This is a genomic window from Pseudomonas sp. Yb2C2 (assembly GCF_052112325.1).
GTDB classification, from domain to species: Bacteria; Pseudomonadota; Gammaproteobacteria; order Pseudomonadales; family Pseudomonadaceae; genus Aquipseudomonas; species Aquipseudomonas marginalis.
The window spans coordinates 209,279-227,392 of the sequence record NZ_JAVAJK010000002.1; the positions used below are offsets into that span (position 1 = coordinate 209,279).

Sequence of the window (18,114 nt, forward strand, 5' to 3'; positions counted from 1 at the left end):
TTTAGTATTTGTTGACCTCACGCCTGGCCTCTAGTCTCTGTTTATTCATAGGAGAGGGTCATGCGCCTTGTAAGAGAACGCCCATGACCACACAAGAAAAGAGATCACGAAAAATGTCCGGCGCGCCAACCCCGCTGCTCACTGCGTTGCTGATCGACGGCGAACTGGTCCAAGGCCAGGGCGTTGCCGAGCCGATCCTCAACCCGGCCACCGGCGAAGTGCTCACCCAGATCGCCGAAGCCAGCACCGAGCAGGTCGAAAGTGCGATCCTCGCCGCACACCGCGCTTTTGCCGGCTGGTCGCGGACCACGCCGCAACAACGCTCCAACATCCTGCTGGGCATCGCGGACGCCATCGAGAAACACGCCGACTATCTGGCCCGCCTGGAATCGCTTAACTGCGGCAAGCCGTTGCACCTGGCGCGCCAGGACGACTTGAGCGCCACCATCGATGTGTTCCGCTTCTTCGCCGGCGCCGTGCGCTGCCAGACCGGCCAGCTCAGCGGCGAATACCTGCCGGGCTACACCAGCATGGTGCGCCGCGATCCGATTGGCGTGGTGGCCTCGATTGCGCCGTGGAACTACCCGCTGATGATGGCCGCGTGGAAGATCGCCCCGGCGCTGGCGGCCGGTAATACCTTGGTGTTCAAGCCGTCGGAACACACGCCGCTGTCGATCCTCGCATTGGCCCCGGTCCTGAAGGACGTGTTACCACGCGGGGTCATCAACATTTTGTGCGGTGGCGGTGAAGGCGTCGGCAGCCATTTGGTCAGCCACCCCAAGGTGCGCATGGTCTCGCTGACCGGCGACATCGTCACCGGCCAGAAAATCCTGCAGGCTGCCTCCAAGACCCTCAAACGCACACACCTGGAATTGGGCGGCAAGGCGCCGGTGATCGTGTGCAACGACGCCGATCTGCAAGCCGTGGTCGAAGGCGTACGTGCCTACGGTTACTACAACGCCGGCCAGGACTGCACCGCGGCGTGCCGCATCTATGCCCAGGCGGGCATCCACGACAAATTGGTCGCCGAGCTGGGCGCAGCCGTCAGCAGCCTGCGCTTCGCCGGCAAGCGCGATGCCGATAATGAACTCGGCCCGCTGATCAGCACACGCCAGCGCGACCGCGTGGCCAGCTTTGTCGAGCGCGCCCTGGGCCAGCCGCATATCGAGCGGGTCACCGGCGCGGCCGTGCATTCCGGGGCCGGCTTCTATTACCAGCCGACGCTGCTCGCCGGTTGCAAGCAGAACGATGAAATCGTCCAGCGCGAAGTGTTCGGCCCGGTGGTCACCGTGACCCGCTTCGACGAACTGGAACAGGCGGTGGACTGGGCCAACGATTCCGAATACGGCCTGGCCTCCTCCGTCTGGACCCAGAACCTGGACAAGGCCATGCAGGTCGCCGCGCGCCTGCAATACGGCTGCACCTGGATCAACAGCCATTTCATGCTGGTCAGCGAAATGCCCCACGGCGGCTTGAAGCGCTCGGGGTATGGGAAAGATCTGTCCAGCGATTCGCTACAGGACTACAGCGTGGTGCGCCACATCATGGCCCGCCACGGCCAGCATCTTTAAAACAACAACTAAGCTCATGCGTCACGGCTTCACACACTGCCCCGACCATAATTAAAGAAGAGGGAACCCCCATGTCTGCGCATAAGACCGCACTGCTCAGTGCCTTGACCACCGCGCTGCTGGCCAGCGTCAGTATCCAGGCCGCCGAACCGCTCAAGGCGGTGGGCGCTGGTGAAGGCCAGTTGGATATCGTCGCCTGGCCCGGCTATATCGAACGTGGCGAAAGCGACAAGGCCTACGACTGGGTCACAGGTTTCGAGAAGGAAACCGGCTGCAAGGTCAACGTGAAAACCGCCGCCACCTCTGACGAAATGGTCAGTTTGATGGCCAAGGGCGGTTATGACCTGGTCACCGCGTCCGGGGATGCGTCGCTGCGGTTGATCGTTGGCAAGCGTGTGCAACCAATCAACACGGCGTTGATCCCCAACTGGAAGAACATCGACCCGCGCCTCAAGGATGCGCCGTGGTACGTGGTGGGCCAGCAGACCTACGGCACCCCGTACCAGTGGGGGCCGAACGTGCTGATGTACAACACCACCGTGTTCAAGACCGCGCCCACCAGCTGGAATGTGCTGTTCGATGCGCAGAACCTGCCGGACGGCAAGCCGAACAAAGGTCGCGTGCAGGCCTATGACGGTCCGATCTACATCGCCGATGCGGCGCTGTACCTCAAGAGCACCCAGCCGGAACTGGGGATCCAGAGCCCCTATGAACTGACCGAAACCCAGTACAAGGCCGTGCTCGACCTGTTGCGCGCGCAGCAGCCGTTGATCCACCGCTACTGGCATGACACCACCGTGCAAATGAGCGACTTCAAGAACGAAGGCGTGGTGGCCTCCAGCGCCTGGCCGTATCAGGTCAACGGCCTGCAGAACGAGAAGCAGCCGATTGCTTCGACCATTCCCAAGGAAGGCGCCACCGGCTGGGCCGACACCACCATGTTGCACAGCGAGGCCAAGCACCCGAATTGCGCCTACAAGTGGATGGACTGGTCGCTGCAGCCGAAAGTCCAGGGCGATGTCGCCGCCTGGTTCGGCTCGCTGCCGGCGGTGCCCGCAGCCTGCAAGGAAAGCGAACTGCTCGGCGCCGAGGGTTGCAAGACCAACGGCTTCGACCAGTTCGACAAGATCGCCTTCTGGAAAACCCCGCAGGCCGAGGGCGGCAAGTTCGTGCCGTACAGCCGCTGGACCCAGGACTACATCGCGATCATGGGCGGGCGCTAAGCCATCTGACCCTCAGGGGCCGCTTCGCGGCCCAACGCAGCCTCGTGCCTCGGCAGCTGCTACGGATCTTTACTGCTCCTACACCGTTGGTAGGAGCTGTCGAGTGAAACGAGGCTGCGATTTCTGAGCACCTCCTACGATTTTATTTTTATCCAAAACGCGCCTTTTTGGAGCACCGCACCATGACGCTTGCAGTCCAATTCACCCACGTTTCCCGTCAGTTCGGCGAAGTGAAGGCCGTTGACCGGGTTTCCATCGATATCCAGGACGGCGAGTTCTTTTCCATGCTCGGCCCATCCGGCTCGGGCAAGACCACCTGCCTGCGCCTGATCGCCGGTTTCGAGCAACCGAGCGCAGGCTCGATCCGCATTCATGGCGAGGAAGCCGCTGGCTTGCCGCCGTATCAGCGTGACGTAAACACGGTATTCCAGGATTACGCACTGTTCCCCCATATGAACGTGCGCGACAACGTCGCCTATGGCCTCAAGGTCAAAGGCGTGGGCAAGACCGAACGCCTCAACCGCGCCGAAGAAGCCTTGGGGATGGTCGCCCTCGGTGGCTACGGCGAGCGCAAGCCGGTACAGCTCTCCGGCGGCCAACGCCAACGAGTGGCCTTGGCCCGTGCCCTGGTCAATCGCCCCCGCGTGTTGCTGCTCGATGAACCCTTGGGCGCCCTCGACCTCAAGCTGCGCGAACAGATGCAAAGCGAGCTGAAGAAGCTGCAACGCCAGCTCGGCATCACCTTTATCTTCGTCACCCACGACCAGACCGAAGCGCTGTCGATGTCCGACCGTGTGGCGGTGTTCAACAAGGGCCGTATCGAACAGGTCGACACCCCGCGCAACCTGTATATGAAACCGACCACCGCGTTCGTCGCCGAGTTCGTCGGCACCTCCAACGTGATTCGCGGCGAGTTGGCCCAGCGCCTCAGCGGCAGTGCGCAGCCGTTTTCGATTCGCCCGGAACACGTACGGTTTGCCGAGGGCCCGCTGGGCGCCGGCGAAGTGGAAATCAGCGGCCTGCTGCACGACATCCAGTACCAGGGCAGCGCCACCCGCTATGAACTGAAACTGGAAAACGGCCAGGCGCTGAACATCAGCCAGGCCAACAACCAGTGGCTGGACATCAGCAGCGGCCATCAGGTCGGCCAGTCCATCACCGCCCGCTGGGCGCGAGAAGCCATGACGCCGCTGACTGACCGCGCAGGCGAGGTGTGACATGAGCCTGGCCCTTTCCCAACCGCCGATGCGCAGGTTTTCCAACCTGCTGTACCGTAAGCCCAACCTGTACCTGGCGATGCTGCTGGTTCCGCCGCTGATCTGGTTCGGCGCGATCTACCTGGGTTCGTTGCTGACCCTGCTATGGCAAGGCTTCTATACCTTTGACGACTTCACCATGGCGGTCACCCCGGACCTGACCCTGGCCAACTTCGCCGCGCTGTTCCAGCCTTCGAACTTCGACATCATCCTGCGCACCCTGGGCATGGCGATCGTGGTGTCGATCGCCAGCGCCATCGTCGCCTTCCCGATCGCCTACTACATGGCGCGCTACACCACGGGCAAGACCAAGGCGTTCTTCTATATCGCGGTGATGATGCCGATGTGGGCCAGCTACATCGTCAAGGCGTATGCCTGGACGTTGCTGCTGGCCAAAGGTGGAGTGGCGCAGTGGTTCGTGCAGCACCTGGGCCTGGAACCGGTATTGCAGTTCGTGCTGGGCATTCCCGGCGTGGGCGGCAGCACCTTGAGCACCTCGCACCTGGGGCGTTTCATGGTGTTCGTCTATATCTGGCTGCCCTTTATGATCCTGCCGATCCAGGCGTCCCTGGAGCGCTTGCCGCCGTCGCTGCTGCAAGCCTCCGCCGACCTCGGCGCCAAGCCGCGCCAGACCTTCATGCAGGTGATCCTGCCACTGTCGGTGCCGGGGATTGCCGCCGGTTCGATCTTCACGTTTTCGCTGACCCTGGGCGATTTCATCGTGCCGCAACTGGTGGGTCCGCCGGGTTACTTCGTCGGCGGAATGGTCTACGCCCAGCAAGGCGCCATCGGCAATATGCCCATGGCGGCGGCGTTCACCCTGGTACCGATCGTGCTGATCGCGGTTTACCTGTCCATCGTCAAACGCCTGGGGGCCTTCGATGCACTCTGAGAAATCATCATTAGGCTTGAAGATCGCAGCCTGGGGCGGGTTGGTATTCCTGCACTTCCCGATCCTGATCATCTTCCTCTACGCCTTCAACACCGAGGAAGCCGCGTTCAGCTTTCCGCCCCAGGGCTTTACCCTGAAGTGGTTCAGCGTGGCCTTCGCCCGGCCGGATGTGCTGGAAGCGATCAAGCTGTCGTTGCAGATCGCCGCCATCGCCACCCTGATTGCCATGGTGCTGGGCACCCTGGCCTCGGCGGCGCTGTATCGCCGCGAGTTCTTTGGCAAGCAAGGTGTGTCGCTGATGTTGATCCTGCCGATTGCGCTGCCGGGGATCATCACCGGTATTGCACTGCTGGCGACGTTCAAGACATTAGGCATCGAGCCGGGGATGTTCACCATCATCGTCGGCCACGCGACGTTCTGCGTGGTGATCGTCTACAACAACGTCATTGCCCGCCTGCGCCGTACGTCCCACAGCCTGATCGAAGCCTCGATGGACCTGGGCGCCGACGGCTGGCAGACCTTCCGCTACATCATCATGCCCAACCTCGGCTCGGCGCTGCTGGCCGGCGGCATGCTGGCGTTTGCGCTGTCGTTCGACGAAATCATCGTCACCACTTTCACCGCCGGCCACGAGCGTACGTTGCCGCTGTGGTTGCTCAACCAATTGAGCCGGCCACGGGATGTGCCGGTGACCAATGTGGTCGCGATGCTGGTGATGCTGGTGACGATGTTCCCGATCCTCGGCGCCTATTACCTGACCCGCGGCGGTGAAAGCGTGGCCGGGAGTGGTGGTAAATAATTTTTTATTGAAGACACCGAGCCCTCTCCCACATTCAGAGCCGGTTTATTCAGTGACATAACGATCGCTTTTTGGAGGACTGAACCATGCAAACCAAACTCTTGATCAACGGCCACCTCGTCGAAGGCGAAGGCCCGGCGCAAGCGGTGTTCAACCCGGCATTGGGCCGCGTGCTGGTGGAAATCAAAGAAGCCAGCGAAGCCCAGGTCGACGCCGCCGTGCGCGCCGCCGATGCGGCCTTCGAAGGCTGGTCGCAAACCGCGCCCAAGGATCGCTCGCTGTTGCTGCTGAAACTGGCCGACGTGATCGAAGCCCACGGCGAAGAACTGGCCAAGCTGGAATCGGACAACTGCGGCAAGCCCTACAGCGCCGCGCTGAACGACGAGATCCCGGCGATTGCCGACGTGTTCCGCTTCTTCGCTGGCGCCAGCCGTTGCATGAGCGGTTCGGCCGGCGGTGAATACTTGCCCGGCCACACCTCGATGATCCGTCGCGACCCGGTGGGCGTGATCGCGTCCATCGCGCCGTGGAACTACCCACTGATGATGGTCGCCTGGAAAATCGCACCGGCCCTGGCCGCGGGCAATACCGTGGTGCTCAAGCCGTCGGAGCAAACCCCGCTGACCGCGTTGCGGATGGTCGAGTTGGCGTCGGAGATTTTCCCGGCCGGAGTACTCAACCTGGTGTTCGGCCGTGGGCCTACCGTGGGCAGTCCGCTGGTGAACCACCCGAAAGTGCGCATGGTGTCGCTGACCGGTTCCATTGCCACCGGTGCGAATATCATCTCCAGCACCGCCGACAGCGTGAAGCGCATGCATATGGAGCTGGGCGGCAAGGCGCCTGTGATCATCTTCAACGATGCGGATATCGATGCAGCGGTGGAAGGCATTCGTACCTTTGGCTTCTACAATGCCGGCCAGGACTGCACCGCAGCGTGCCGGATTTATGCGCAGGCGGACATCTACGACGCCTTTGTGGAGAAGCTCGGCGCGGCGGTCGCCAGCATCAAATACGGCTTGCAGGATGACCCGGCCACTGAGCTGGGCCCGTTGATCACCGCGCAACACCGCGACCGGGTTGCCGGGTTTGTCGAACGCGCCGTGGCGCAGCCGCATATCCGCCTGGTCACCGGTGGCAAGGCGGTGGAAGGCAATGGTTTCTTCTTTGAGCCGACCGTGCTCGCCGATGCGCAACAGGACGATGAAATCGTGCGCCGCGAGGTGTTCGGGCCGGTGGTGTCGGTAACCAAATTCACCGATGAGGCGCAGGTACTGGGCTGGGCCAATGATTCGGACTACGGGTTGGCGTCATCGGTATGGACCGCCGACGTAGGACGCGCCCACCGCCTGGCCGCGCGTTTGCAGTACGGCTGCACCTGGGTAAACACCCATTTCATGCTCGTCAGCGAAATGCCTCACGGTGGTCAGAAACTGTCGGGGTATGGCAAGGATATGTCCATGTATGGCTTGGAGGACTACACCACGGTTCGGCATGTGATGTTCAAGCACTGATCGCCCAAGTGCCGTAACGCTTTATTGTAGGAGCGAGCTTGCTCGCGAAGAACGCAAGCGCACCGCGGTTAGTCAGAATGTCCGCGTTATCGTTGACGTTCTTCGCGAGCAAGCTCGCTCCTACATTTGGATCTTCATAATTCGTGGGTAATGTGTTCGCTCACAGCGTCGGAAATGTCTTGTCGCATTTGCAATGCAATCACCCCGCCATCAATCAATTTTCCTACGTCATCGAACCGCTTAAGCTATCCGGCGTCTGTTTAATGTCCGTTGTGTTTGGCCGAAGGCATGTCCGAACCGTAATTTCTGATCCAGCACGTGCCAGGAACGGCGCGGGATTTGCTCACGACAGGTTGTCTCTATGCACCGCAGGAATTTGCTCAAAGCCTCCATGGCCATTGCGGCCTACACCGGTTTATCGGCCAGCGGCCTGCTTGCCGCGCAGGCCTGGGCCGGGAACCGTGCCGCCGATGGCAAGGCCGTGGCGTTCGATTTTGAAACGCTCAAGGCCCAAGCCAAACAACTCGCCGGAACCGCGTATAAAGACACCAAACAGGTGCTGCCGCCCACCCTGGCGACCATGACCCCGCAGAATTTCAACGCCATCGGCTACGACGGCAACCATTCGCTGTGGAAGGAATTGAACGGCCAACTCGACGTGCAGTTCTTCCACGTAGGCATGGGCTTCAAGACGCCGGTGCGCATGCACAGCGTCGACCCCAAGACCCGTGAAGCCCGGGAAGTGCATTTCCGCCCCTCACTGTTCAATTATGAAAAAACCACCGTCGACACTAAACAGCTGACCGGCGACCTGGGTTTCTCCGGCTTCAAGTTGTTCAAGGCGCCGGAACTGGATCGCCATGACGTGCTGTCGTTTCTCGGCGCCAGCTACTTCCGCGCGGTGGATTCCACCGGCCAGTACGGCCTTTCCGCACGCGGACTGGCGATTGATACCTACGCGAAGAAACGCGAGGAGTTCCCCGACTTCACGCAGTTCTGGTTCGAGACCCCGGACAAGAACGCGACCCGCTTTGTGGTCTACGCCCTGCTCGACTCGCCGAGCGCCACCGGCGCCTATCGCTTCGATATCGACTGCCAGGCCAACCAAGTGGTGATGGCCATCGACGCCAACATCAATGCCCGCACCGCCATCGAACAGTTGGGCATCGCCGCCATGACCAGCATGTTCAGTTGCGGCACCCACGAACGCCGCATGTGCGACACCATCCACCCACAGATCCACGATTCGGACCGCCTGGCGATGTGGCGGGGTAATGGCGAGTGGATTTGCCGCCCGTTGAATAACCCGGCCAAGCTGCAGTTCAATGCGTTCGCCGACACCGACCCGAAAGGTTTCGGCCTGGTGCAGACCGACCATGAGTTCGCCAGCTACCAGGACACCGTCGACTGGTACAGCAAGCGTCCAAGCCTGTGGGTCGAACCGACCACCGCCTGGGGCGAAGGCTCGATCGACCTGTTGGAAATCCCCACCACCGGTGAGACCCTGGACAACATCGTGGCCTTCTGGACCCCGAAAAAGCCGGTGGCGGCCGGCGACTCACTCAACTATGGCTACAAGCTGTACTGGAGCGCCCTGCCCCCGGTCAGCACGCCGCTGGCGCAAGTCGACGCGACCCGTTCCGGCATGGGCGGTTTTATCGAAGGTTGGGCACCGGGCGAGCACTACCCGCCAGTGTGGGCGCGCCGGTTCGCCGTGGACTTCAAGGGCGGCGGCCTGGACCGTTTGCCGGCCGGCACCGGGATCGAGCCGGTGGTGACCTGCTCCCACGGCGAAGTGAAAGACTTCAGCGTGCTGGTGCTCGACAACATCAAGGGCTACCGCATCCTGTTCGACTGGTACCCGACCAGCGACAGCGTGGAGCCGGTGGAACTGCGGCTGTTTATTCGCACCCAGGACCGCACCCTGAGTGAAACCTGGTTGTATCAGTACTTCCCGCCGGCACCGGAGCAGCGCAAGTACACCTGATCCAGATCGTTCCCACGCTCGCGTGGGAACGATCCTCGCGCACAGCATCAGAACCGCGACACACTCTTCATCGCTCCAATCAGATACCGCATCGCCACCTGATCGCTTTCGGTCAGGGCGCGATACTGCGCCAGTAATTCGGCTTCGTCCGAACTCAACCTGCGGCCACGCAAGGACACCCTGCGGGTAAAAAAAGACACCACCGCACCCGCTACACCATAGGACTTGGCCATGGACTGTTTCTCCTGATATCGATCAAAAACTCCTGTGCCCACAAACCGTTTCCCGGGGAGCGCAATGCCTCTCTGTACAAACAGACTGACTCTCTGGGCCAGAAATCAGTCGTACCCTAAGCGTAGAAACAATCTCGTTACGTGTGGGATTTTTTTAGAGCATTCACTTAAAAAATCACTTCGGTAACAAATACCTACAACCCCATCCCACAGCAGCAGGCAAAAAAAACCCACCGGTTCAAGGTGGGTTTCGAGGGCGCCGACGCAGGATCAATCCCTCAAGTCAGACTCATGAATCGGTTGGTCCCGATGGGTCGCTCGTTGGTACTGAGCCGGCCAAATGGCCTTGCGCCCACCCAGATCATCATCGGCATGCAACGGCCAGTAAGGGTCACGCAGCAGTTCACGCGCCAGGAAGATGATGTCGGCCTGGCAGGTACGCAGGATGTGTTCGGCCTGAGCCGGCTCGGTGATCATGCCGACGGTGCCGGTGGCGATGCCCGATTCCTTGCGTACACGCTCGGCAAAGCGCGTCTGGTAACCGGGGCCGGTGGGGATTTCGGCGTTGGCGGCAGTGCCGCCGGAAGACACGTCGATCAGGTCCACGCCCAGATCTTTGAGACGGCGCGCGAGCTCCACGGTTTCATCAGGGTTCCAGCCGTCTTCCACCCAGTCGGTGGCCGACACTCGCACGAACAGCGGCAGCTCCTGGGGCCAGGCTTCGCGCACCGCCTGGGTCACTTGCAGCACCAGGCGGATACGGTTCTCGAAGGAGCCGCCGTACTGGTCCTGACGCTGGTTGCTGATGGGCGAGAGGAATTGATGCAGCAGGTAACCATGGGCGGCGTGGATTTCCACCACTTCAAAACCGGCGGTCAGGGCGCGCCTGGCGGCGGCGACAAAGTCGGCGATCACTTGCTGGATCTGCGCCTCATCCAAAGGCTTGGGTTGGGTGTGCTGCGGGTCAAAGGCAATCGGCGACGGCCCCACCGGCACCCAGCCACCGTCTTGCGGCTTGACGCTGCCGTGCTTGCCGATCCATGGCCGGTGGGTGCTGGCCTTGCGCCCGGCATGGGCCAGCTGGATGCCCGCCACCGCGCCCTGGGCGGCGATAAACCGTGTGATGCGCCGCAGGGGTTCGATCTGTTCGTCGTTCCACAGGCCCAGGTCTTCGGCCGTGATGCGGCCATCGGCGGTTACAGCGGTAGCTTCGGTGAATATCAGCCCGGCACCGCCGACCGCGCGGCTACCGAGGTGGACGAGGTGCCAGTCGTTGGCCAGGCCATCGACACTTGAGTACTGACACATCGGCGACACGGCGATGCGGTTGAGCAGGGTCAATTGGCGCAGGGTATAGGGTTCGAGCAGCTGGCTCATGGCGCACCTCTTCTTGGCTTTTGGGCACTTTTGTAGGAGCGAGCTTGCTCGCGAAGGCCTCATAGGCGCCGCGTTTATCCAGGATTAACGCGTTACCGTGACGTTTTTCGCGGGCAAGGACTAGGCGTCCCCCCGCTCCTACACAACAGTGCTTAGAGCCTAGTCGACAACCGTGGATTGCACAGGGTTCAGACGTAAAGCGGGAGCCGATTGCCGGCTCCCGTACCGCGCAGGCTTACATTTCGACCTGGGTGCCCAATTCGATCACTCGGTTGACCGGGAGCTTGAAGAACCGCAGGTTGCCGTTGGCGTTCTTGAGCATGAATGCAAACAACGCTTCGCGCCAACGGGCCATGCCCTTGATGCGGGAGGCGATGACGGTTTCACGGCTGAGGAAGTACGTGGTGCGCATCGGACTGAAATCCAGGCCGTCCAAATGGCACAGCTTCAAGGCTTCGGGGACATCCGGCTCATCGGTAAAGCCGAAGTGCAGGATCACGCGAAAGAACCCTTCGCCGTAGGAATCCACCTCGAAGCGCCGTGAGGCCGGGACACGCGGGATGTCTTCGTAGACCACTGTCAGCAACACCACCTGTTCATGCAGCACCTGGTTATGCAACAGGTTGTGCAACAGCGCATGGGGCACGGCGTCCGGGCGCGCGGTAAGGAACACCGCCGTGCCCTGCACGCGATGCGGCGGCTGCACGCGGATGCTGCTGATGAAGATCGGCAACGGCAGGCCACCTTCGTCGAGGCGGTCCACCAGCAATTGCTTGCCGCGCTTCCAGGTGGTCATCAGCACGAACAGCACAATCCCCGCCAATACCGGGAAGGCGCCACCCTGGATGATCTTCGGCACGTTGGCCGCGAAGTACAGCCCGTCCACCAACAGGCAGCAGACCAGGACCGGTACGGCCAGAATCGGTGGCCATTTCCACAGCAACAGCATGACTGCCGACACCAGGATGGTGGTCATCAGCATGGTCCCCGTCACCGCCACGCCGTAGGCCGACGCCAGTGCGTTGGAGGACTCGAAACCCAGCACCAGCAGGATCACGCCGACCATCAGCGACCAGTTCACCGCACCGATATAGATCTGGCCCTGTTCGGCGCTTGAGGTGTGCTGGATATGCATACGCGGGATATAACCCAACTGGATCGCCTGGCGCGTCAACGAAAACGCACCGGAAATCACCGCCTGGGACGCAATCACCGTGGCCAGGGTGGACAACACCACCAGCGGGATCAGCGCCCAACTTGGCGCCAGCAGGTAGAACGGGTTGCGTGCGGCTTCCGGGTCGCCCAGCAGCATGGCGCCCTGGCCGAAATAATTGAGCACCAACGCCGGCAAGACCAGGATGAACCAGGCGCGGGCGATGGGTTTGCGGCCGAAGTGGCCCATGTCGGCATACAGCGCCTCGGCACCGGTCAACGCCAGCACTACCGCACCGAGGATCGCCACGCCAATGCCAGGGTGGGCCTCGAAGAAACGCACGCCCCACATCGGGTTCAGGGCATTGAGCACTTCAGGGTGCAGGGTAATGCCATACACACCGAGGCCACCCAGCACCAGGAACCAGGTCACCATCACCGGCCCGAACAGCTTGCCGATGCGGTCGGTACCGTGCTTCTGGATCAGGAACAGCGCCACCAGCACCACCAGGGCGATCGGCACCACCCATTTTTCCAAGCCGTCGAACGCCAGCTCCAGGCCTTCAATGGCCGACAGCACCGAAATCGCCGGGGTAATCATGCTGTCGCCATAGAACAGCGCAGCACCGCACAGGCCGCACACCACGAGGAAACTGCGCAACTTCTTGCGCTCCCCCGCCGCCCTTCGCGCCAACGCGGTCAGGGCCATGATGCCGCCTTCGCCCTGGTTATCGGCGCGCAGCACGAACAGCATGTACTTGATCGACACCACCCAGATCAACGACCAGAAGATCAGCGCCAGGATCCCCAGCACACCGTCATGGTTGACCTGCACCCCATAACCGCCGTTGAACACCTCTTTGAGGGTATAGAGCGGGCTGGTACCGATATCGCCGTAAACCACCCCGACCGCTGCCACCAGCATTCCGATCGGCTTTGCGTTGGAATGCTCGGCACCTGCTGCCTGACTACTTGCCTGACCCATCAACCACTCCTGCCCTTTGACCTGAGGTCTCTTATAAACAGCGCGTCTAAGCTGACCCTAGCATGCGCTGTTTTACTTCTCGTAACAGACGTTTTATTGACCCAAGGGTTTTCCCCGTGCGCAACGGCGCGAAGCATAGCGCAGCAGTCGTCGTATTTCCCTGCATAAAGCTGGAGTCTTTTTGCCTGCATTGACGTCATTTAGTTCCAACGCTAGGTTTTTCGCTTTTTACGGACTTCGCGATTTCCGACGCATGGGTTGCATAGCGGCGTGCTGGGAACAAAAAGCGTTTGATCAAATTTGATGGGCTGTCTCATACTCTGGCTGTAGCCACAACGTAGCTACAACTTTGAGAGGGAGTCATGATATGCCTGCATTACTGAAGACTACTGACGTGCGATGCCGCATCGATGAGGATTTGAAGGAGCGTGCCACTGCTGTGCTCAATGCCTGTGGGCTTAGCCTCAGTGACGCCATGCGTCTTTTCCTCCGCCAGGTCGTGACAACACAGGGAATACCGTTTGAGGTGCGGGTTCCTTCGCAGAAGACCGCTCGTGCCATGGCACAAGCGCATGCGATACGTCGCCAGTTTGACTCGATCGACGACATGCTAAGGGACACTGATGGCGAAACAGGAGAAGAAACAAAAGCGCGCTGACCTGCCAAAACAATGCGCGCAGACGCCTGAGTTTAAAAAGTCCTGGGAACGCTACAAGCGTGCCGGGCGTCGGGATATGAATGAGGTCCGGGTGGTGATGGTGATGCTTTTTTTAGGCGAACAACTACCCGCCGAGTATCGAGACCATGCGCTTACCGGGAATTGGGACGGTTTCAGAGAGTGCCACATCGGCGGTGATTTTCTGATGATTTATGAACAATCGCGGGCTGACCTGACCACCTTTGTGGACTTGGGGAGTCACGCGGAATTGTTCGCGTAGTGATTGGCGAATCGAATGACGCAGCACTCGTCGCATTTCCCTGCATAAAGCTGGTCAAGTGCGTTGCCCGTCGCTAGAATTGCGCACTTTTTGATCAGAGGCGCGGCAAGCGCCCGTCCGCAGCCCTGTCGTGCCCGACTGGCGGCGTCATTCAATACCGAGGTTAGACATGTCCACCACCATCGCAAAAGCCAACCCCAAGGTTGGCTTTGTTTCCCTGGGTTGCCCGAAGGCGCTCGTCGATTCCGAACGCATCCTCACGCAACTGCGCATGGAAGGCTATGACGTGGTGTCCACTTACCAGGACGCCGATGTGGTGGTGGTCAACACCTGCGGCTTTATCGACTCGGCCAAGGCAGAGTCCCTGGAAGTGATCGGCGAAGCCATCAAGGAAAACGGCAAGGTCATCGTGACCGGCTGCATGGGTGTGGAAGAAGGCAATATCCGCAACGTGCACCCCAGCGTACTGGCCGTGACCGGCCCGCAGCAGTACGAGCAAGTGGTCAATGCCGTGCACGACGTAGTGCCGCCGCGCCAGGATCACAACCCGCTGATCGACCTGGTACCGCCCCAAGGCATCAAGCTGACCCCGCGTCACTATGCGTACCTGAAGATTTCCGAAGGCTGCAACCACAGCTGCAGCTTCTGCATCATCCCGTCGATGCGCGGCAAGCTGGTCAGCCGTCCGGTGGGTGACGTACTCGACGAGGCCCAGCGCCTGGTCAAGTCCGGCGTCAAGGAGCTGCTGGTGATCTCCCAGGACACCAGCGCCTACGGCGTCGACGTGAAATACCGCACCGGCTTCTGGAACGGCGCGCCGGTGAAAACCCGCATGACCGAACTCTGCGAAGCCCTCAGCAGCCTGGGCGTGTGGGTGCGCCTGCACTACGTCTACCCGTACCCGCACGTGGACGAGCTGATCCCGTTGATGGCCGCCGGCAAGATCCTGCCGTACCTGGACATCCCGTTCCAGCACGCCAGCCCGAAAGTGCTCAAGGCCATGAAACGTCCGGCCTTCGAAGACAAGACCCTGGCGCGCATCAAGAACTGGCGCGAGATCTGCCCCGAGCTGATCATCCGTTCGACCTTCATCGTCGGCTTCCCCGGCGAAACCGAAGAAGACTTCCAGTACCTGCTGGACTGGCTGACCGAAGCGCAACTGGACCGTGTGGGTTGCTTCCAGTACTCGCCCGTGGAAGGTGCCCCGGCCAACCTGCTGGACCTGGCCGTGGTCCCGGATGACGTCAAGCAGGACCGTTGGGAGCGCTTCATGGCGCACCAACAGGCAATCAGCTCGGCGCGCCTGCAACTGCGTATCGGCAAGGAAATCGAAGTGCTGATCGACGAAGTCGACGAGCAAGGCGCAGTCGGCCGTTGCTTCTTCGATGCACCGGAAATCGACGGTAACGTGTTTATCGACGATGCCAGCGGCTTGAAGCCGGGTGACAAGGTCTGGTGCACCGTGACCGACGCCGATGAGTACGATCTGTGGGCTGAAAAGCGCGACTGATCGAAAAAACTTGAAAAGCCCTGCTTCTGGACAAGATGCGGGGCTTTTTTAGGTCTATCTTTTGCCCATCAGCGCCAATCATCGCAAGGGGCAGCGGGCATGCGTCAGCATTCGGTTATCCACACACCTAAAGCCAGCGACTACGCGGAGTTGGCGCGCATCTGGGAGGCCTCGGTGCGGGCCACCCATGATTTTTTGCCGGACAGTTACATCATATTGCTGAAAAACCTGCTGCTGACCCGCTACCTGGATTCGGTGATGCTGATCTGCACCAAAGACGCACGCCAGCGTATTACCGGGTTTGCCGGGGTGGCGTGCGGTAAGGTGGAGATGCTGTTTATCGACCCGCAATACCGCGGGCAAGGCCTAGGCCGGCAGTTGCTGCGTTATGCAATCGAGCGCATGAACGCCGACGAACTCGACGTTAACGAGCAGAATCCCCAAGCCTTGGGGTTCTATTTCAAGCAGGGTTTCGAAGTGGTCGGACGCACCGAGCATGACGGCCTGGGCCAGCCCTATCCGTTGCTGCACCTGCGCCTGCGCCAGCAACAACAAAACGCCCGTCAGGGCTAAATGAAATGGGGCCGGGATTAACCGCGCCCACACAGGTACAATAGCCGCCCCCTTTTGTTACGGCCCTTGTCATGACTGACCCCATACGCCTCTCCAAACGCCTTATCGAACTGGTCGGTTGCTCCCGTCGGGAGGCTGAGCTGTTTATCGAAGGCGGCTGGGTCTCGGTGGACGGTGAAGTGATCGACGAGCCGCAATTCAAGATCACCACCCAGAAGGTCGAACTGGACCCGGAGGCCAAGGCCACTGCGCCAGAGCCGGTGACCATCCTGTTCCACGCCCCGGTTGGTGTCGATGCCGAGACGGCAATGGCCTCGATCAGCGCCGAAACCCTCTCGGAGGAACACCGCTTCAGCAAGCGTCCGCTCAAGGGCCACTTCCTGCGCCTGACCGCCAGCGCCGACCTGCAGGCCAAGGCCAGCGGCCTGCTGGTGTTTACCCAGGACTGGAAGATCCTGCGCAAGTTGACCGCCGATGCCGCCAAGATCGAGCAGGAATACGTGGTGGAGGTTGAAGGCGACATGGTTGCCCACGGCCTCAACCGCCTGAACCACGGCCTGACCTACAAAGGCAAAGAGCTGCCAGCCGTAAAAGCCAGCTGGCAGAACGAAAATCGCCTGCGATTTGCGATGAAAAACCCGCAACCAGGCGTGATCGCCCTGTTCTGCGAAGCCGTTGGCCTGAAAGTCGTCGCTATCCGCCGCATTCGCATCGGCGGCGTGTCCATCGGCAAAGTGCCGGTTGGCCAATGGCGTTATCTGTCCGGCAAAGAAAAGTTCTAAACAGCCTCCCCCTTTCCAGGCACCGCCCCACCCGGCGGCGCCCACCGTTGAAAACCAGGATTGCCCACCATGATTCACAACGACGTACTGCGCAGCGTGCGCTACATGCTCGACATCAGCGACAACAAGATGGTCGAGCTTATCAAGCTCGGCGGCATGGACGTGACCAAGGAAGACCTGCTGACCTACCTCAAGAAAGACGAGGAAGAAGGCTTTGTGTTCTGTCCGGATGAGGTCATGGCCCACTTCCTCGATGGCCTGGTGATCTTCAAGCGCGGCAAGGACGAAAGCCGTCCGCCGCAGCCGATCGAAACCCCGGTGACCAACAACATCATCCTCAAGAAACTGCGTGTGGCCTTCGAACTGAAGGAGGACGACATGCACGCCATCCTCAAGGCTGCCGAATTCCCGGTGTCCAAGCCTGAGCTGAGCGCGCTGTTCCGCAAGTTCGGCCACACCAACTACCGCACCTGTGGCGACCAGTTGCTGCGTAACTTCCTCAAGGGCCTGACGCTGCGCGTCAGAGCATAAGAACAGCCATAAGCTTCAAGCTGCAAGTTAAAAGCTTGTGGCTTGCGGCTTGCAACTTGAGGCTCCAGTAATGGCCTACCAGGTCTCGCCCGTCGGTTTCGTACGCTCCTGCTTCAAGGAGAAGTTCGCCATTCCGCGCCAACCGCAACTGGCGCCTGCCGCGCGGGGCGTGCTGGAGTTGGTGGCGCCGTTCGACCAGGGCGAGGCGGTACAGGGCCTGGAGCAGGTCAGCCATGTGTGGCTGTTGTTTCTGTTCCACCAGGCCCTGGAGGACAAGCCCCGCCTGAAAGTGCGCCCGCCCCGCCTGGGCGGCAACACGTCCATGGGCGTGTTTGCGACCCGCGCGACTCATCGGCCCAACGGGATTGGCCAGTCAGTGGTCAAGCTGGACAAGGTGGAGCCAGGCCGGCTGTGGATCTCCGGGATCGATTTGCTCGATGGCACCCCGGTATTGGATATCAAGCCGTATGTGCCCTACGCCGACATCATCGACACAGCCACCAACAGCATCGCCAGTGGTGCGCCGCAGCTGATTCCCGTGCAGTGGCTGAAGAGCGCACTGCAGCAGGCACAAGGCCATGCCCAGCGCCTTGGGGAGCCGTTGGTGGAGTTGATCGATCAGTGTCTGGCACAGGATCCACGGCCGGCGTACCAGACGCCAGGGCCTGAACGCGAATACGGGGCGCAGTTCTGGGATGTGGATGTGCGCTGGCACTATCCAGAGGCCGGGATGATTTGTGTGTTGGAAGTGGTGCCAGCGGGATAAACCGGAACCCAATGTGGGAGGGGGCTTG

General features: G+C 60.9%; 17 protein-coding genes. 14 read left to right on the plus strand and 3 right to left on the minus strand.

Annotation, left to right across the window (positions count from 1 at the left end):
* Positions 1-113 precede the first annotated feature (113 nt).
* The 7 genes from Q8X51_RS03230 to Q8X51_RS03260 all read left to right on the plus strand — a co-directional run bounded on the left by Q8X51_RS03230 (position 114) and on the right by Q8X51_RS03260 (position 9,239).
* Positions 114-1,571, plus strand: a complete 1,458-nt coding sequence (locus Q8X51_RS03230; protein ID WP_065926495.1) for a gamma-aminobutyraldehyde dehydrogenase — start codon at positions 114-116, stop codon at positions 1,569-1,571.
* Between the two features lie 71 nt (positions 1,572-1,642).
* Entirely contained in the window at positions 1,643-2,794 is a 1,152-nt protein-coding gene (gene ydcS, locus Q8X51_RS03235) for a putative ABC transporter substrate-binding protein YdcS (RefSeq protein WP_065926496.1), read from the plus strand.
* Positions 2,795-2,976: 182 nt separating this feature from the next.
* The gene (locus Q8X51_RS03240) at positions 2,977-4,011 is read left to right on the plus strand and encodes an ABC transporter ATP-binding protein (RefSeq protein WP_137211488.1); all 1,035 of its coding nucleotides are present in this window, start codon (positions 2,977-2,979) and stop codon (positions 4,009-4,011) included.
* 1 nt (position 4,012) lies between these two features.
* Entirely contained in the window at positions 4,013-4,942 is a 930-nt protein-coding gene (locus Q8X51_RS03245) for an ABC transporter permease (RefSeq protein ID WP_027604529.1), read from the plus strand.
* Positions 4,932-5,741, plus strand: coding sequence for an ABC transporter permease (locus Q8X51_RS03250; protein WP_025856826.1), 810 nt, complete (start codon positions 4,932-4,934; stop codon positions 5,739-5,741). Before Q8X51_RS03245 ends, Q8X51_RS03250 begins: the two co-directional genes overlap by 11 nt.
* Positions 5,742-5,827: 86 nt before the next feature.
* The gene (locus Q8X51_RS03255) at positions 5,828-7,252 is read left to right on the plus strand and encodes a gamma-aminobutyraldehyde dehydrogenase (protein WP_065948861.1); all 1,425 of its coding nucleotides are present in this window, start codon (positions 5,828-5,830) and stop codon (positions 7,250-7,252) included.
* A 361-nt stretch (positions 7,253-7,613) separates the two neighbouring features.
* Positions 7,614-9,239: a glucan biosynthesis protein D gene (locus Q8X51_RS03260; protein ID WP_137211490.1), complete on the plus strand. Its 1,626-nt coding sequence runs from the start codon at positions 7,614-7,616 to the stop codon at positions 9,237-9,239.
* Positions 9,240-9,286: 47 nt separating this feature from the next.
* Here Q8X51_RS03260 and Q8X51_RS03265 read toward each other — a convergent pair whose 3' ends face one another.
* The 3 genes from Q8X51_RS03265 to Q8X51_RS03275 form a co-directional block, all read right to left on the minus strand.
* Positions 9,287-9,472, minus strand: a complete 186-nt coding sequence (locus tag Q8X51_RS03265; RefSeq protein ID WP_065926501.1) for a hypothetical protein — start codon at positions 9,470-9,472, stop codon at positions 9,287-9,289.
* A gap of 270 nt (positions 9,473-9,742) precedes the next feature.
* Positions 9,743-10,849 (minus strand): NADH:flavin oxidoreductase/NADH oxidase, encoded by a 1,107-nt coding sequence (locus tag Q8X51_RS03270; RefSeq protein ID WP_074844206.1) that lies wholly within the window; start codon positions 10,847-10,849, stop codon positions 9,743-9,745.
* Positions 10,850-11,084: 235 nt separating this feature from the next.
* Positions 11,085-12,986 (minus strand): potassium transporter Kup, encoded by a 1,902-nt coding sequence (locus Q8X51_RS03275; protein ID WP_027604535.1) that lies wholly within the window; start codon positions 12,984-12,986, stop codon positions 11,085-11,087.
* A 367-nt stretch (positions 12,987-13,353) separates the two neighbouring features.
* Between Q8X51_RS03275 and Q8X51_RS03280 the strand changes: the two genes are divergently transcribed.
* The 7 genes from Q8X51_RS03280 to tsaA all read left to right on the plus strand — a co-directional run bounded on the left by Q8X51_RS03280 (position 13,354) and on the right by tsaA (position 18,086).
* Positions 13,354-13,644: a type II toxin-antitoxin system RelB/DinJ family antitoxin gene (locus tag Q8X51_RS03280; protein WP_074844204.1), complete on the plus strand. Its 291-nt coding sequence runs from the start codon at positions 13,354-13,356 to the stop codon at positions 13,642-13,644.
* Positions 13,610-13,924: a type II toxin-antitoxin system YafQ family toxin gene (locus Q8X51_RS03285; RefSeq protein WP_407693202.1), complete on the plus strand. Its 315-nt coding sequence runs from the start codon at positions 13,610-13,612 to the stop codon at positions 13,922-13,924. Before Q8X51_RS03280 ends, Q8X51_RS03285 begins: the two co-directional genes overlap by 35 nt.
* A 169-nt stretch (positions 13,925-14,093) precedes the next feature.
* A complete protein-coding gene (rimO, locus tag Q8X51_RS03290) occupies positions 14,094-15,434 on the plus strand; it encodes a 30S ribosomal protein S12 methylthiotransferase RimO (RefSeq protein WP_005785474.1) in 1,341 nt (446 codons plus the stop codon).
* A 99-nt stretch (positions 15,435-15,533) separates the two neighbouring features.
* Positions 15,534-16,007, plus strand: coding sequence for a GNAT family N-acetyltransferase (locus tag Q8X51_RS03295; RefSeq protein WP_065926506.1), 474 nt, complete (start codon positions 15,534-15,536; stop codon positions 16,005-16,007).
* Between the two features lie 71 nt (positions 16,008-16,078).
* Positions 16,079-16,789, plus strand: coding sequence for an rRNA pseudouridine synthase (locus tag Q8X51_RS03300; RefSeq protein ID WP_027604539.1), 711 nt, complete (start codon positions 16,079-16,081; stop codon positions 16,787-16,789).
* 69 nt (positions 16,790-16,858) lie between these two features.
* Positions 16,859-17,320: a DUF1456 family protein gene (locus Q8X51_RS03305; RefSeq protein ID WP_065926507.1), complete on the plus strand. Its 462-nt coding sequence runs from the start codon at positions 16,859-16,861 to the stop codon at positions 17,318-17,320.
* 70 nt (positions 17,321-17,390) lie between these two features.
* Positions 17,391-18,086 carry a tRNA (N6-threonylcarbamoyladenosine(37)-N6)-methyltransferase TrmO gene (tsaA, locus tag Q8X51_RS03310; protein ID WP_065926508.1) on the plus strand — a complete coding sequence of 232 codons (696 nt, stop codon included), beginning with the start codon at positions 17,391-17,393 and terminating at the stop codon, positions 18,084-18,086.
* The last annotated feature ends 28 nt before the right edge of the window (positions 18,087-18,114 follow it).

Excerpts from the sequence above, each read along its gene's own strand:
- Q8X51_RS03265 (WP_065926501.1), bottom strand. The coding sequence starts at position 9,472 with ATGGCCAAGTCCTATGGTGTAGCGGGTGCGGTGGTGTCTTTTTTTACC.
- Q8X51_RS03300 (WP_027604539.1), top strand. The coding sequence starts at position 16,079 with ATGACTGACCCCATACGCCTCTCCAAACGCCTTATCGAACTGGTCGGT.
- rimO (WP_005785474.1), top strand. The coding sequence starts at position 14,094 with ATGTCCACCACCATCGCAAAAGCCAACCCCAAGGTTGGCTTTGTTTCC.
- Q8X51_RS03305 (WP_065926507.1), top strand. The coding sequence starts at position 16,859 with ATGATTCACAACGACGTACTGCGCAGCGTGCGCTACATGCTCGACATC.
- ydcS (WP_065926496.1), top strand. The coding sequence starts at position 1,643 with ATGTCTGCGCATAAGACCGCACTGCTCAGTGCCTTGACCACCGCGCTG.
- Q8X51_RS03280 (WP_074844204.1), top strand. The coding sequence starts at position 13,354 with ATGCCTGCATTACTGAAGACTACTGACGTGCGATGCCGCATCGATGAG.
- Q8X51_RS03240 (WP_137211488.1), top strand. The coding sequence starts at position 2,977 with ATGACGCTTGCAGTCCAATTCACCCACGTTTCCCGTCAGTTCGGCGAA.
- tsaA (WP_065926508.1), top strand. The coding sequence starts at position 17,391 with ATGGCCTACCAGGTCTCGCCCGTCGGTTTCGTACGCTCCTGCTTCAAG.
- Q8X51_RS03295 (WP_065926506.1), top strand. The coding sequence starts at position 15,534 with ATGCGTCAGCATTCGGTTATCCACACACCTAAAGCCAGCGACTACGCG.
- Q8X51_RS03260 (WP_137211490.1), top strand. The coding sequence starts at position 7,614 with ATGCACCGCAGGAATTTGCTCAAAGCCTCCATGGCCATTGCGGCCTAC.
- Q8X51_RS03275 (WP_027604535.1), bottom strand. The coding sequence starts at position 12,986 with ATGGGTCAGGCAAGTAGTCAGGCAGCAGGTGCCGAGCATTCCAACGCA.
- Q8X51_RS03285 (WP_407693202.1), top strand. The coding sequence starts at position 13,610 with ATGGCGAAACAGGAGAAGAAACAAAAGCGCGCTGACCTGCCAAAACAA.
- Q8X51_RS03230 (WP_065926495.1), top strand. The coding sequence starts at position 114 with ATGTCCGGCGCGCCAACCCCGCTGCTCACTGCGTTGCTGATCGACGGC.
- Q8X51_RS03270 (WP_074844206.1), bottom strand. The coding sequence starts at position 10,849 with ATGAGCCAGCTGCTCGAACCCTATACCCTGCGCCAATTGACCCTGCTC.
- Q8X51_RS03250 (WP_025856826.1), top strand. The coding sequence starts at position 4,932 with ATGCACTCTGAGAAATCATCATTAGGCTTGAAGATCGCAGCCTGGGGC.
- Q8X51_RS03255 (WP_065948861.1), top strand. The coding sequence starts at position 5,828 with ATGCAAACCAAACTCTTGATCAACGGCCACCTCGTCGAAGGCGAAGGC.
- Q8X51_RS03245 (WP_027604529.1), top strand. The coding sequence starts at position 4,013 with ATGAGCCTGGCCCTTTCCCAACCGCCGATGCGCAGGTTTTCCAACCTG.